At 55.1% G+C, this 13,660-nt stretch carries 14 protein-coding genes, 1 tRNA gene and 1 pseudogene; 12 read left to right on the plus strand and 4 right to left on the minus strand.

The features are described from left to right. The 8 genes from ABJK70_RS11020 to trxC form a co-directional block, all read left to right on the plus strand. Positions 1–878 (plus strand): hypothetical protein (locus tag ABJK70_RS11020; RefSeq protein WP_347257995.1); only part of this gene is annotated, 878 nt, incomplete at its 5' end. Positions 879–970: 92 nt separating this feature from the next. After that, on the plus strand, positions 971–1,330 hold the full coding sequence (locus tag ABJK70_RS11025; RefSeq protein ID WP_077732323.1) for a hypothetical protein: 360 nt from the start codon (positions 971–973) through the stop codon (positions 1,328–1,330). Further along, positions 1,327–2,043 (plus strand): C39 family peptidase, encoded by a 717-nt coding sequence (locus ABJK70_RS11030; RefSeq protein ID WP_205780879.1) that lies wholly within the window; start codon positions 1,327–1,329, stop codon positions 2,041–2,043. The genes ABJK70_RS11025 and ABJK70_RS11030 overlap by 4 nt, the downstream gene beginning before the upstream one ends. A gap of 17 nt (positions 2,044–2,060) precedes the next feature. Beyond that, entirely contained in the window at positions 2,061–2,564 is a 504-nt protein-coding gene (locus ABJK70_RS11035) for a hypothetical protein (RefSeq protein WP_347257996.1), read from the plus strand. Between the two features lie 104 nt (positions 2,565–2,668). Then, positions 2,669–4,093, plus strand: a complete 1,425-nt coding sequence (locus tag ABJK70_RS11040; RefSeq protein WP_077732325.1) for a sigma-54 dependent transcriptional regulator — start codon at positions 2,669–2,671, stop codon at positions 4,091–4,093. 348 nt (positions 4,094–4,441) lie between these two features. Then, positions 4,442–6,142, plus strand: a complete 1,701-nt coding sequence (locus tag ABJK70_RS11045) for an AMIN domain-containing protein (RefSeq protein WP_077732326.1) — start codon at positions 4,442–4,444, stop codon at positions 6,140–6,142. Between the two features lie 128 nt (positions 6,143–6,270). Then, complete coding sequence (locus ABJK70_RS11050) at positions 6,271–6,579, plus strand: hypothetical protein (protein ID WP_077732327.1); 309 nt, start codon at positions 6,271–6,273, stop codon at positions 6,577–6,579. Between the two features lie 24 nt (positions 6,580–6,603). Further along, positions 6,604–7,023: a thioredoxin TrxC gene (gene trxC, locus ABJK70_RS11055; RefSeq protein ID WP_077732328.1), complete on the plus strand. Its 420-nt coding sequence runs from the start codon at positions 6,604–6,606 to the stop codon at positions 7,021–7,023. Between the two features lie 78 nt (positions 7,024–7,101). Here the strand turns inward: trxC and ABJK70_RS11060 are convergent, their stop codons facing one another. Together ABJK70_RS11060 and glnK are read right to left on the minus strand one after the other, a co-directional pair. Continuing rightward, positions 7,102–8,493 carry an ammonium transporter gene (locus ABJK70_RS11060; RefSeq protein WP_347257997.1) on the minus strand — a complete coding sequence of 464 codons (1,392 nt, stop codon included), beginning with the start codon at positions 8,491–8,493 and terminating at the stop codon, positions 7,102–7,104. A 17-nt stretch (positions 8,494–8,510) separates the two neighbouring features. Continuing rightward, positions 8,511–8,849, minus strand: coding sequence for a P-II family nitrogen regulator (gene glnK / locus ABJK70_RS11065; protein WP_077732330.1), 339 nt, complete (start codon positions 8,847–8,849; stop codon positions 8,511–8,513). Between the two features lie 279 nt (positions 8,850–9,128). On the opposite strand from glnK, the gene ABJK70_RS11070 reads away from it, so the two are divergent. The 4 genes from ABJK70_RS11070 to ABJK70_RS11085 all read left to right on the plus strand — a co-directional run bounded on the left by ABJK70_RS11070 (position 9,129) and on the right by ABJK70_RS11085 (position 13,025). After that, the gene (locus ABJK70_RS11070; RefSeq protein ID WP_077732357.1) at positions 9,129–9,380 is read left to right on the plus strand and encodes an accessory factor UbiK family protein; all 252 of its coding nucleotides are present in this window, start codon (positions 9,129–9,131) and stop codon (positions 9,378–9,380) included. 20 nt (positions 9,381–9,400) lie between these two features. Next, positions 9,401–10,918 carry a YifB family Mg chelatase-like AAA ATPase gene (locus ABJK70_RS11075; RefSeq protein WP_086135629.1) on the plus strand — a complete coding sequence of 506 codons (1,518 nt, stop codon included), beginning with the start codon at positions 9,401–9,403 and terminating at the stop codon, positions 10,916–10,918. Then, a complete protein-coding gene (gene rep, locus ABJK70_RS11080) occupies positions 10,918–12,927 on the plus strand; it encodes a DNA helicase Rep (protein ID WP_347257998.1) in 2,010 nt (669 codons plus the stop codon). The genes ABJK70_RS11075 and rep overlap by 1 nt, the downstream gene beginning before the upstream one ends. A 21-nt stretch (positions 12,928–12,948) precedes the next feature. Then, positions 12,949–13,025 (plus strand) — tRNA-Arg (locus tag ABJK70_RS11085). Positions 13,026–13,248: 223 nt separating this feature from the next. Here the strand turns inward: ABJK70_RS11085 and ABJK70_RS11090 are convergent. Together ABJK70_RS11090 and ABJK70_RS11095 are read right to left on the minus strand one after the other, a co-directional pair. After that, a pseudogene (locus ABJK70_RS11090) lies at positions 13,249–13,470 on the minus strand (IS3 family transposase); the annotation flags it as partial. Then, the coding region (locus ABJK70_RS11095; RefSeq protein ID WP_347257999.1) for a hypothetical protein at positions 13,469–13,660 on the minus strand (192 nt) is incomplete at its 5' end. The gene ABJK70_RS11095 and the pseudogene ABJK70_RS11090, both read right to left, overlap by 2 nt.

A 13,660-nucleotide genomic window follows, 5' to 3' on the forward strand; every position in this document is an offset into this window, starting at 1 on the left:
TGACGAACTTCAATAAGACTTTGTTGGCGGTCGGTATCAGCCTGGCATTGGGTTTCTCGTCGGGGGCATGGGCTGACGCGGAGATCGACTCCCAAAACAATAACCTAAATGTAGCGGTGGACGCGAGCTACGAAGCTGACGCCGAGGAGGATTCCGCTGCTGCGGTCAACGGGAACGCGACGAACGACCAAAGCGAAGCGGAAGCCGAGAACAACGGTGCTGCCGCCGCGAACAACGGGGGCACGGCCACCGCTGGCGAAGCTGAGGCCGAGGACGAAAACTCTGCTGCCGCGAACAACGGGAGCACGGCCAACGCTGGTGAAGCTGAGGCGGAGGACGAAGGTTCTGTTGCCGCGGCCGGCAACGGCACGGCCTCTGCCGACAACAGCGAAGCTGAGGCCGAGGACGACGGTGTAGCCGCGAACAACGGGGGCACGGCAACTCGCGACCAGAGCGAAAACACAACGGCTAACGCTGGCGGGGATGCTTTTGCTGCCCAGAACGGCGGTGAGATCGACTATACCTCGGCCTCGGCCACTGGTGGCGGGAATGCGTTAAGCGCGCAGAATGGCGGGGAGATCGAGGTAAATTCGGCTTCGGTCGCCGGCGACGGGAATGCTTTTAACGTCCATAGGGGCGGCGAAGTGGAGATCGACAACAGTACCAAGGTCGAGCTAGATGGGGAAGTCGAGCATGTGGTTGTAGTGCCGGTCGGTGTCGCTGTCCAGGCAGGGGTGCCGGTTGCGGCTTCATCCAACAGCATCGACGGTTCAGCCAACGGCGCCGCCGGTATCGTTCAGCTCTCCCAAAACCTGGGCCACGCCTCGTTGATTCAACAAAGCACCAATGTTTTTGGCACCGTGAACGTCAACAATTGAAATTGACGAGATAACAGCCGATTAGGGTACCGGTGAGCGCCGAAACGCTCACCGGCTCTCTGCCAAAGCCTAAAGGAAAGAAGGTGTGAACGATGAAAAAAGGATTGCTTGGAAGCCTATGTTTTCTCGTCAGTTGTTTTTGGTCGACCGGCCAAGCAAGCGGTCTCGACGACGAAGTCGCATTCGCTTCCGAATCGTATGCGGCGGTTGGGAGCGGCGATTTGGGCGAGGAGCGGGCCCGCGAGGGCGTGGACGATTTGGCGTTCGCCCGCGGCGCGCTCAAGGCGACAATGGCTGGTAACACTGCAAATACCAGTAATATGACCACATATAACAGTATCGATGGCAGCGCGTTCACCGATGCTGGCGGAATCATATCGGTCATTCAAAACACCGGAAACAACGTAATCATTCAAAATCTCACGGACGTCAACGTCACCATAACGCCATGAGCGAAAGTACCGGTCTTTTTCGTTCAAGTCTTTTGCTCGTTCTCTGTGTTATGAGCACGGTGTCGGAGGTTCGCGCCGGCTCCGTGCAGTTTTTCGATGGAGTGGCGGGGCCGGGATTCTATAACATCGGCACAACGAGCTACGCGGAGAGACGGTTCAAGACCATTCTGAAGCAGCAGTATGATTTCAGCTGCGGCTCGGCAGCGCTGGCGAGTTTGCTGTCATTCCATTACGAAGATACGGTCGGCGAATTGGAAGTCTTCGGCGACATGTGGGAGCATGGCGACCAGCAGAGAATACAACAGCAAGGTTTTTCCTTGCTGGACATGAAACAATACCTCGAACGCCGAGGGTACAAGGCTGACGGTTACAAAATCGGCTTGGAGCAGCTGGCTCAGGCGAAGGTGCCCGCGATTACTATTATCAATAATAAGGGCTATTTGCACTTCGTCATCATAAAAGGCACGAACGACTCCGCTGTGTTGCTTGGAGATCCGGCCATGGGTTTGAAAAGGGTGGATCTTCAGACGTTTAGAGAATTATGGGACAACCGCATCCTTTTTGTTATTCGAAATAAAAAGAATATTGCGGGCAAATATTTCAACAGCGGTGAAGAATGGGCTTTGAGTCCGAAAGCCCCATTGGGTATGGCAGTCGATAATGGTAGTCTCGCCTCCTTCAACCTGCTACAACCGGGAAGATATGATTTTTAGAAACAAGGAGTAATATCATGATGTCGGCCAAGGATGTTCGAGCATCGAAGAAATTCGATGTCATGCGGCTGGTTTTGAGTGTCATCTTTCTTGCTTCGATCCCTCAAGCAATAAAAATCTGTGCGGCAAGTGGGCAGGGAGGCATTGAGTCGCTTCCCGGCTGGACAGCGGCCGAGGACGCAGAGCTTGATGAGTTGCGTGCCGGGTTTGTGTTGGACAACGGGATGGTTGTTGACTTATCCTTGGCCACATCCGTATTTGTCAATGGACAAGAACAGTTTTCGGACCGTTTCGCGCTGGCCGACGATTTTTCCATCGATCAGTTGCGCGGAGTGACCGTAAATAATGGTCCCAACAATTTCGCGATGTCGGATGCTGGGACGAACAACATGGCAGTTATTCAAAATACTATGGATAATCAGATAATAACTATGATGCGGTCCATCGATTTAACCATTTCAAATGTTAAGGGTATGGATTTTAACGGTTTTGGACCGTACGGCGGTGGATTCGCTCCATAATATCTAAAGCAGCGGCTTATTTATAGGGAGATATAATTACATAGGTTCTTGTAATAATAGGGAATATTGTCCTGTGTTGTATAATCAAAAGGAAGGGAAAACAGATGGAACTAACAGCTGGGATTTCTCGAATCGAAAGGGTGTTTCCGGCCAATCAGGCCTGGGGCGATTCTAGGGATTTAATCTTGCTTCAGCCGGGTTGGGCTGACTCGCTCGGTCTGGCGAAGAGTCTCGCTGAAAAGGGCTGGAAGGCTCACATCTCGATGGATACGCGAGATGCGATAAGGCATCTCAGATCGAGCAAGATCTATGTCGGTGTCGTCCTGCTCGATGCAAGTTTCAGTGAGGAAACGCAAAGCGGGCTATTGGAAGTAATCAATGAAAGCTCGTCTACCGAGTGGATTGCGATCGTCGATCCAGGGAGTATGGGTTCTATTGAGCACGCCTCTTTTTTGAGCTCTTTCTTTTTCGATTTTCATACGACCCCCGTAGATGTCCGTAGACTGGCATATTCGCTTGGGCACGCTTACGGCGCGGCAAAACTGGCGGAGGCCAGTCGCGGAGAATTTCGTCTAGCGATCAATCAGAGGTTTGGATTGATCGGGTCCAGTAAAGCAATGTCGCTGGTCTATGAAAATGTCCAAAAAATCAGCCGGAGTGATGAGCCGGTAATCGTTACCGGCGAGACCGGGACGGGCAAGGAACTCATTGCGAGGGCAATCCATGGCTTGTCGTCCAGGGCGGAAAAACCTTTCATCGCCGTGAGCTGCGGCGCCATTCCCGACACGCTAGTGCAAAGCGAATTCTTCGGCCATAACAAGGGAGCGTTTACTGGCGCGGTCGAGGAGAGAGTAGGGCATTTCGAAGCCGCAGCTGGCGGTACCGTGTTTTTGGACGAAATCGAAAATCTCTCTCCGTTGGGGCAAGTCTCACTGTTAAGGTTTTTGCAGGAAAAGGAGTTAACTCCCCTCGGTTCTAAAGAATCACGTCCGATAGATGTAAGGATTATTACTTCGGCAAGCCCGAACTTGCGAGAAGCGGTGACTGCCGGCGTAATCAGAGAGGACTTGTTTTATCGTCTCAATGTATTGCAGATCGATGTACCGCCGTTAAGAAAACGGGATACCGACGCAGCTGAAATCGCGGAATATTTCGTCGATCGATTTAATCAGGGGAAGCGGCGGAATTCGAAGCGTCTGTCGAAAAAAGCGGTTTCGGCAATTCTCGATTATTCATGGCCTGGAAACGTGCGGGAGTTGATGAGTTGCGTGAATCGAGCTGCCGTTCTTTCCACAGGTCGTCTGATTACCGAGGTGGATTTGGGGCTATCCCGTCCGGCGAAATTCAGTGGAAGAACGCTTAGAGAGATAAAAGCGCAAGCCGTCGAACAAGCCGTGATGTCTGCGTTGTCGGAATCCAAAAGTATTACCAGCGCGGCACGCCGGCTCGGAGTTTCCCGCGTGACGCTATATCGCTTGATGGAAAAGCATTCCATTACGGTTCCCGGCGTTGAGCATGTCGCCGGATAAGTTATCGTTGGATCATCTAAATATGTTTGTTTATTATCGAATAATATATTAATGATGAACTGATAAAATACGCCTTATGATTTATACCGCCATATCTGCCGCATGATTTGGGCCGATATCGGATCTTTAACGCCTCACGACATGAAAGACTTAGATCATCGTCGAGGCATTTCCTTTGCGTCCAAGATATTCCCGTCATTTATTTATGGCGGGCAGGGCTATTTTTCTTTTAATCAAGGCTTTATTGGTACACGCATATCCTTCGAAAATAACTTGCCAAACCAGTCAAATTAAAGTACGTTCTGTTACGTCACAAAAATAAGACATGGACCCAGGGAGGGTACGTCAGTGCGTGTACTAGTTATTTCCTCGATTTTTGGGGTATTTCTAGTTTCCGACTGTTTGGGAGCGGAAATCACCGATATAAGGTATGGAGAGTCGGTCGATGCGCTTAGGCTCGAGATAACGGCTTCGGATTATGTCTCGGTGCAAGCTTCCTTTTTGGATGGCCCGGATCGCTTGGTTATCAAGTTTCCCGGCGGCCGAATCAGCAGAACACTTCCCCAACCTCCTCGGGATCATCCCCTGTTTTCGCGCGTAATCAGTGGTTCAGAAAGCGATGACGATTCGCGCCTGATCGTCGACTTAAAACAGCCCGCGACTTTTACCCAGTTTTGGGAGCCGGTTTCCTATGGGGCTTCGCCCAAGCTTCTGGTGGATTTTCCGAAGCCCGCATTGGCGGCGCGTGCGGGCCAAGCGCCGGGCGTTAAGAGTGCGGGAAAATCGAGAGCCGTTCTTGTGCCTCAAGGCAAAAAGGCTGCCGGTGACGCGGCGAAAGGCAGCGAAATCGAGCAGTTGCGGCGGGCCTTAGCCGAGCAGCAACGGATACTGGATCTTCAGAAGAAAGCGTTCGAGGATCAGCAACGAAAGCTTCAAACCCTGCAAAACCAGCTCGAACGTATAGCCGGCGGTGCGCCCGCCAAACAGACTGCAACAAACCCCGGTACGGCACAAGCAGCACGAATCAAGGACCAGCCTCCCGGTCCCGTCAAAGTTGCCGATAACCGACAGCCGGCTATGCCCAAGGGTCCGGTCGGACAAGCTCCGGAACCGGAGGCGAAGCCGAAGCCCCCGGAACTGCCCAGGATCTCGGAGACCGTAGGCGGCGTGTTGACGCCGAAGGGCCACCTGATTGTGGAGCCATCGCTGGAATACAACTACGCGAGCAACAATCGGGTTTTTCTTGACGCGTTTACGTTTGTTCCGGCCATTGCCATCGGATTGATCGATCTTAGAGAAATCGACCGGCATACGTTTATCGGTGCGATTACCGGCCGCTACGGCGTAACCGATCGCCTCGAAATCAGTGGCCGCGTACCTTTCCTTTACAGAGAGGACATGCAGCGATCGAGAGCTGTTTCAATCGGTGCCGGAGTGGATGAGACCTTCAATGCCGATGGATCCGGTTTGGGCGATATCGAGTTTACGGCACGGTATCAGTTTAATGGCGGAGCCAACGGTTGGCCGATATTCGTGGGAAATCTCGCAACTACCATTCCCACAGGAAAAAGTCCCTACGATGTGGACTATGTGCTGGCTCAGGGTGTGCCGGGCGCCCGCTTTCCGACAGAGCTCCCGACCGGCTCGGGTTACGTTAGTGTTCAGCCGAGTATTACGGCGCTCTACCCGACCGATCCGGCCGTGTTTTACGCAAATCTCAATTATGGCTACACCCTCGAGACTGATGAGGATGTCGGAACGATCGATCCCGGCGACTCGATAGGAGCAAGCTTCGGGTTGGGGTTCAGCATTAACGAACGATCATCCTTCAGCATCGGATACTCGCATAAGCACGTATTCGATACGGAAGTGGACGGAGAATCCGTTTCCGGATCGAGTTTGGATATCGGGGAGTTCCTTTTGGGGTATTCGTTCAAACTCACCAGAGACACCAGCCTAAATCTATCGGTAAGCATCGGAGCCACGGAAGATGCGCAGGACGTCAAGCTGACCTTGAGATTGCCGATGTCCTTTTCGCCTTTTAATTGACTTTCGTGAAACCGTTTCAAGCTTGAGCGTCGTATTCTTGCCGGTGAAGAAGGCGACCGGCGCCGGCATGCTGTACTTCATCCTGGACCTTTGTAGAATGGCCCTTTGACTGGGATCTGTGCATTGGCATGAAAAATAATGAACCGTATGTCGGAATACATAATGACCGCTACGGCGGTATGACGGATATCGGCCGCATCATTCGGGACGCCTGGGCATTCGGGCTGATTCCTGAATCCGAGACCTGTGAGGGATGGCAAGCGGGGGGCATCGAGAACTTGTGGGAAAAGGTTCAGCAAACCTGGGATCAGTACGGATTTTCGGTGCACAACTTTCCGGAGGAGCTTCTCCAGAAATATCTGCGCATTCAGGAGGAGGCGATTGCTCGGGCAAAAGCCTTGGGCTGGAACCCCGATCGCGATTTAGAAGACGAATAGCAGAAGCGGAATCGGAGTGAAGATATGCACATCGTCTGTCCTTTCTGCATGACCGTAAACCGCGTTTCGCCGGAGCGGATTAGAGATCGTCCGAAATGTGGGCGTTGCCGCCAAGAAATCCTTAACGGGCAGCCGGCAAATCTGACCGAGAGGGATTTCGAAACCTATATTGGAAGAAGTGATTTGCCTGTCGTAGTGGATTTTTGGGCGAGTTGGTGTGGACCGTGCAAAATGATGGCGCCGGTGCTCGATCAGTTGGCGAGCGAATTGGCTGGGCAAGTGTGTTTTGCCAAGGTCGACGTCGATTCGGAAAGCGCTCTTGCGGGACGATTCAATATTCGCAGCATTCCCACTCTATTGATGTTCGACGGCGGAAAAGAGGTCGATCGGGCGATGGGCGCAATGAATGCGGCCAATCTCCGGAATTGGATTTTGTCCCGTTGATCGGGCTCGAATCGCGCCGGTAGCAAAAAAGAGGGCGTCCGAAGACGCCCGCTATAGACATGACAAGAGGCTGTCAAATTAAAGATGGTAGGCGGTTTCTCCATGTTCGGTCGTATCGAGCCCTTGACGCTCGATCTCTTCCGTGACCCGAAGCCCTATCAGCATGTCCACGATCTTGTAGGCGATGAGAGAGACCACCCCTGACCAGATGACGACGGTTCCCACGCCCCAAGCCTGGCTGATGACCTGGGCCATCATGTCGTATTCGCCGACGGCATTGGCCACATAATCGTATACGCCGGCGCCTCCGAGGTCGGGAGAGGCGAATATGCCGGTTCCCAACGCGCCGATGATGCCGCCGATGCCATGAACCCCAAATACATCGAGCGAGTCGTCATAGCCCAAGATGTTTTTCAAGCTGGTCACCGCCCAGAAGCAGACGGCACCGGCAATCAGGCCGAGAATGATGCTGCCCATAGGACCAACGAAGCCGCAGGCCGGTGTGATGGCGACGAGCCCGGCGACTGCGCCCGACGCGGCACCCAACATGCTGGGCTTGCCTCGAGCGAGCCATTCGGCCGACATCCAGGCCAAGGTCGCTGCTGCGGTCGCGAGCAAGGTATTGGCGAAGACTAGCGCAGCGATGCCGTTGGCTTCCAGGTTCGATCCGACGTTGAAGCCGAACCAGCCGACCCAAAGCAGCGATGCGCCGATCATGGTCATCGTTACGCTATGAGGTGCGATAAATTCCTTCTTGTAGCCGATGCGCTTGCCGATCAATAGGCAGCCGATCAGTCCTGCTATGCCGGCGTTGATATGCACCACGGTACCGCCGGCGAAATCCAGTGCTCCCTTTTGAAAAAGAAAACCAGCCGTCGCGCCGGCGGCTTCGGCGGCGGCGGCATCCGTGTACGCATCCGGGCCTGCCCAAAACCAGACCATATGGGCCATCGGAAGATAGGAGAACGTGAACCACAAAACCATGAACAGCAGTACTGCGGAAAACTTCACGCGTTCGGCGAACGAGCCGACGATCAGTGCCGGGGTGATACCCGCGAAAGTTGCTTGGAATACGATATAGACGTATTCGGGAACATAGACGCCTTTGCTGAACGTACCGGCGAGCGATTCCGGCGTCACGCCCTTCAAGAACAGTTTACTGAACCCGCCGAAGAAGGCGTTTCCCTCCGTAAACGCAATGCTGTAGCCGTATATCGCCCATAACAGCGCCATTAGCGAGAAAATCACGAACACCTGCATGAGAACGGACAGCGTGTTCTTGGCGCGGACCATGCCACTGTAGAACAAGGCCAGCCCCGGAATGGTCATCAAAATAACCAATACGGTGGCTACGATCATCCAGGCGACGTCTCCTTTATCGGGGACCGGAGCGGGGGCTTCTTCGGCGAATGCAATTCCTGTGAAACACAGCGACATGAACAGGAAAAGGGCGATCTGGATTCGTTTCATGTTGTTTTTCTCCTTGATTAAAGGGCTTCCGCTCCGGTTTCACCGGTACGGATACGAATGACTTGCTCAAGGTCGAGCACAAAAATTTTGCCGTCGCCGATTTTTCCGGTATTGGCCGTTTTGGAGATGGCATCGATCACGGCTTCCAGCTGCTCGTCTGTTACCGCGACTTCGAGCTTGACCTTGGGCAGAAAATCGACGACGTATTCAGCGCCCCGGTACAATTCGGTATGTCCTTTCTGTCGGCCGAATCCTTTCACCTCGGTAACGGTGATGCCGGAAATGCCTACATCGGACAATGCCTCGCGGACGTCGTCCAATTTGAACGGTTTTAGAATCGCGGTCACAAATTTCATGCGAGAGTTCTCCTATAGAATGTGCGGACGCCGCCTTCGATTCGACGCTGAACCGGCGAAGCCCTGCTCAGTGTTGAGGCGTTCTTCGACCAAGAAGCAGGACCTGTGCCAAGCTTTATGTTGTGCGGTGGGCTTGGCAAAAAATGAAATTGTCAAGATGGCAGACGCTAAAAATGCACCATCACGGAGCGTCTGATTTGGCATGCACTCTGACGGTGCATATCGACGGGAGTGCGTCCGACTGGACGCTCACCGCGTTACTCGGCTATGCTTTTCAATATGTTTGATAAAACCACTCTAAACGATCTCGCTCGGCGCCTTGCCGAGGCGGTACCGTCCGACTTCCTCAAATTGCAGGACGATTTGGAAAAGAATTTCCGCGCAATCCTTCAAGCCTCGTTCGCCAAGATGAATTTGGTCAGCCGGGAAGAATTCGACGTGCAGACCGCCGTTCTCGCGAGAACGCGGGAGCAGTTGGAACGACTGGAAGCTCAAGTCGCCGAGCTGGAAAAGCAGATCGTCAATCGATAATTCGAACGGACGAGGAATTCATGTCCCTGGCCGTCGTTTTCACTCGGGGCAGGCAAGGTATCGCAGCGCCGTTAGTCACCGTCGAGGTGCATATTTCCAACGGTTTACCGAGCCTTTCCATCGTCGGCCTTCCGGAAACCGCGGTGAAAGAAAGCAAGGATCGGGTCAGGGGCGCGCTTCTGAACTGTCAGTTCGAATTTCCCCTCCAGCGAATCACCGTGAACATGGCGCCCGCCGACATTCCGAAAGAAGGCGGCCGGTTCGATCTCGCGATCGCGCTGGGCATCTTGGCGGCGTCGGGACAAATCAGGAGCGATGCTCTCCGGGAGATCGAGTGCGTAGGTGAGCTTTCTCTGGGCGGGGAATTGCGCCCCGTCAGCGGGGTATTGCCGGTCGCGATTCAGGCGAAGCATGCGGGGCGTACGTTAATCGCGCCGAAGGAAAACGCGGGCGAAGCGGCTCTTGCAGAGGGTGCGAAAATTCTCGCGGCACACCATCTTCTCGAGGTATGCGCTCATTTGAATGGCCAGCAACAGCTCCCGTTCGAATCGAACGAGGGGGCATCGGTTGGCCTGGAGGAACTCGCCGATTTCGCGGACGTGCATGGGCATTATCACGCCAAGCGAGCCCTGGAAGTCGCCGCCGCCGGAAAACACAATCTGATAATGCTCGGACCTCCGGGAACCGGCAAATCCATGCTGGCGGCTCGATTTCCGAGTATTCTCCCGCCTTTGACCGACGACGAAGCGTTGGAAAGCGCAGCCATCGGATCGGTCAGCGATTTGCCTTTCGATCCGAGACGCTGGCGCATTCCTCCGTTCCGTTCGCCGCATCATACGGCTTCGGCCCCTGCTTTGGTGGGCGGCGGCGGCAATCCCAAGCCGGGAGAAGTCTCCCTGGCTCATAACGGCGTGCTTTTTCTCGACGAGTTACCGGAGTTCGACCGCAAGGTGCTCGAGGTTTTGAGGGAACCGTTGGAGACGGGCTGTATCACGATTTCCCGTGCTGCGCGCCAGGTCGATTTCCCGGCCCGGTTTCAGCTCATCGCCGCGATGAATCCGTGTCCGTGCGGCTATTTGGGCGACGCCTCCGGACGCTGCCGCTGCACGTCGGAGCAGGTTCAGCGTTATCGCGCGCGGATTTCCGGACCTTTGCTCGACCGCATCGACATACACATAGAAGTGCCGCGCGTTTCTAAAGAAATGTTGCGTCATGGCGCGCCCGGCGGAGAGCAGAAGAGCGCCGACATTCGCCGGCGGGTGATCGCGGCTCGGGAAGTGGCTCTGCAGAGGACCGGAAAGCCGAATGCCTCGATGGCGCCTCAAGAAGTCAAGCATTACTGCCAATTGACCGACGATGGACACCGACTGCTCGAGCAGGCCACCGAAAAGCTCGGATTGTCGCATCGCGCCTATCACCGCATTCTGAAACTCGCTCGCACCATCGCCGATCTCGCCGGCGAGGACAAAATCGCCGTTCCGCATCTCAGCGAAGCCATTGGCTTCCGGCGGCTCGACCGTATCTCTTCGGCCGTTTGATGGTCTCTCAACTGAATCCGCAGCAGCTCGCTGCCGTGACCACTTTGGATTGTCCCTTGCTCGTTCTTGCGGGGGCGGGCAGCGGCAAAACGCGGGTGATCACCGAGAAAATCGCGTATTTGGTCAAGCACGGCACCCCGGCGAAGCACATCGCCGCTCTAACCTTTACCAATAAGGCGGCGCGGGAGATGAAGAGCCGCGTCGGCAAGCTGCTTTCCGACAAGGATTTGCGCGGCCTGACGGTGTCCACCTTCCATTCGCTGGGCCTCGAAATCTTGCGCGAGGAGCACGGCGCGCTCGGCCTCAAGAAAAATATCTCCATTTTTGACGAGCACGATCGCCTGGCGCTGACCAAGGAACTCATCAAGCACGGCTCGGAAAGCTGGGATATCGACGAGGCGGAAAGCTATATCTGGCGCATCGGCCGGTGGAAGAATTTGTTCGTGACCCCCGAGCGGGCTATCGCGGAAGGGCAGGGCGATGCACAGCCCGCGGCGCAGCTTTATGCCGAATATGTCCGGCACATGAAGTCCTACAACGCCGTCGACTTCGACGACCTGATTCTCCTTCCGGTGCTCCTGTTTCACGAGCATGCGGACATCCTCGACAAGTGGCGCAACCGGATACGCTATTTATTGGTCGATGAGTACCAGGACACCAATCTGACCCAGTACGAATTGGTTAAGTTGCTGACCGGCAAAGTCGGCCGTGTTACCGTGGTCGGCGACGACGATCAGTCGATTTACGCGTGGCGCGGGGCGCAACCTGAAAACCTTGCCCAGCTACAGCGCGATTTTCCGCGGCTCAAGGTCATAAAACTGGAGCAGAACTACCGTTCGACCGGACGGATCCTGAAGGTCGCCAACAAGCTCATCGCCAACAACCCCCACGTATTCGAAAAGCGCCTGTGGAGTGCGCTGGGATACGGCGATCCGCTGCGCGTGCTCACGCATAAGGAAGAAGTCGCCGAAGCGCGGCAGGTCGCCTCCGACCTGCTGCATCACAAGTTCCGCCACGGCACGCGTTTTCAGGACTACGCGATCCTGTATCGCAGCAACCACCAGTCGCGGCTCTTCGAGCGCGCGTTGCGGGAGCACGCCATACCTTATTTCATCAGCGGCGGAATGTCTTTCTTCGGCTATGCCGAGATCAAGGACATCATGGCCTATCTGCGATTGCTGGTGAATCCGGACGACGATGCGGCGTTCCTGCGCGTGGTCAACGTTCCACGCCGGGAGATCGGGCCGACAACCCTGGAAAAACTCGGCGCCTATGCCAACCGGCGCCATATCAGTCTGTTTTCGGCCTGCTTCGAATTCGGGCTTCAGCAGTCTCTCGGCGAGACGGCGATCCAGCGCCTGCGCCACTTCGCCGAATGGATTACCGATGTCGCCGATCGCGCCCAGCGCGGCGACACCTTCGCCGTGATCGACGATTTCATCGTCAAGATCGGGTATGAAAACTGGCTGAGGGAGACCAGCAACAGCGAAGACGCCGCCCGCCGCAGGATGGGACAGGTACGCGAACTGATCGATTGGCTCAAACGCATCGCCAAGGACGATGAAAAAGAAAAGAGTCTCGCGGAAGTCGTTTCCCGAATTCTGCTGCTCGACGTTCTGGAGCGCAGCCAGGAAGAAAACGCCGGCGACCGTGTCAACCTGATGACGCTGCACGCGGCGAAAGGATTGGAGTTCCCGTACGTCTATCTGGTCGGAATGGAGGAAAATCTATTGCCGCACCAGACCAGCATCGAAGAAAACACGATCGAAGAAGAACGCCGCCTGGCCTACGTAGGCATCACCCGCGCGCAGAAGCATCTGACTTTAAGTTATTGCACGCATCGCAAACGCCACGGCGAAATCGTGGATTGCGAGCCCAGCCGCTTTCTGAACGAACTGCCGGAAGAAGAGCTCGAATGGCCGGAACGGCGCGCGCTCGATCCCGAACAGAAAAAAGAACGGGCCATGGACAGCTTTGCCGCCGTCCGAAGTCTATTAAACCGATCCTGATTCCTGTAAAATGCGCGGCATGCGCCCGTAGCTCAGTTGGATAGAGCGTTGGCCTCCGGAGCCAAAGGTCGGACGTTCGAGTCGTCTCGGGCGCGCCATTTCAAACAAGAACTTAATGTAGTTCTTGCTCTCCTCAGAACCCTTCTCGTTCACATTTTGTTCACACTGAACATTGAGAGAGGTTCTGCATGGCCACACTCCGAAAGCTTCCAAGCGGTTCCTGGAATATCCAAGTACGCCGCAAGGGAGAGCCCCCCATCACCAAGACCTTTAAGACTAAAGTGAACCGCCCCGGGAATCGTGGAGGCTCGTTGGTTTAAGTCAGGTCTGCGAGTCAGCCTGATTGGCTAGTTGCCGATAATAGTTTGCCTCAGCTTCTGCTGGCGGGATATAGCCGATGGGTTCGAGTAGCCTGGAGTGGTTGAACCAGGACACCCGTTCGAGAGTGGCCAATTCGACGGCTTCCCGTGTCTTCCAGGGCGCCCGCCGGTGGATCAACTCGGCTTTGTACAGCCCGTTGATCGTTTCGGCTTGAGCATTTTCATCTCGCTCGTACGGCAAAACAGGCCTGGCAGGAGTCGTTGGCGCCTTCGGCTCGGGTGAATAGATTCAAGCATTCGTAGGTCGGCAATCCTTTGCCGACGAACCCGTTACCCCAACGGCACCGTCGGGAAGGGCGGCTTCGGCGCTCCCGAAGACGCCGTTTGCGATTGGAAGGGTCGCGACTAAAGCG

It is taken from the genome of Methylocaldum sp. (assembly GCF_039794385.1).
Taxonomy (GTDB): Bacteria; Pseudomonadota; Gammaproteobacteria; order Methylococcales; family Methylococcaceae; genus Methylocaldum.

Coding starts and splice junctions, on each gene's coding strand:
- ABJK70_RS11025 (WP_077732323.1), top strand. CDS start 971: ATGAAAAAAGGATTGCTTGGAAGCCTATGTTTTCTCGTCAGTTGTTTT.
- ABJK70_RS11030 (WP_205780879.1), top strand. CDS start 1,327: ATGAGCGAAAGTACCGGTCTTTTTCGTTCAAGTCTTTTGCTCGTTCTC.
- ABJK70_RS11035 (WP_347257996.1), top strand. CDS start 2,061: ATGATGTCGGCCAAGGATGTTCGAGCATCGAAGAAATTCGATGTCATG.
- ABJK70_RS11040 (WP_077732325.1), top strand. CDS start 2,669: ATGGAACTAACAGCTGGGATTTCTCGAATCGAAAGGGTGTTTCCGGCC.
- ABJK70_RS11050 (WP_077732327.1), top strand. CDS start 6,271: ATGAAAAATAATGAACCGTATGTCGGAATACATAATGACCGCTACGGC.
- trxC (WP_077732328.1), top strand. CDS start 6,604: ATGCACATCGTCTGTCCTTTCTGCATGACCGTAAACCGCGTTTCGCCG.
- ABJK70_RS11060 (WP_347257997.1), bottom strand. CDS start 8,493: ATGAAACGAATCCAGATCGCCCTTTTCCTGTTCATGTCGCTGTGTTTC.
- glnK (WP_077732330.1), bottom strand. CDS start 8,849: ATGAAATTTGTGACCGCGATTCTAAAACCGTTCAAATTGGACGACGTC.
- ABJK70_RS11070 (WP_077732357.1), top strand. CDS start 9,129: ATGTTTGATAAAACCACTCTAAACGATCTCGCTCGGCGCCTTGCCGAG.
- ABJK70_RS11075 (WP_086135629.1), top strand. CDS start 9,401: ATGTCCCTGGCCGTCGTTTTCACTCGGGGCAGGCAAGGTATCGCAGCG.
- rep (WP_347257998.1), top strand. CDS start 10,918: ATGGTCTCTCAACTGAATCCGCAGCAGCTCGCTGCCGTGACCACTTTG.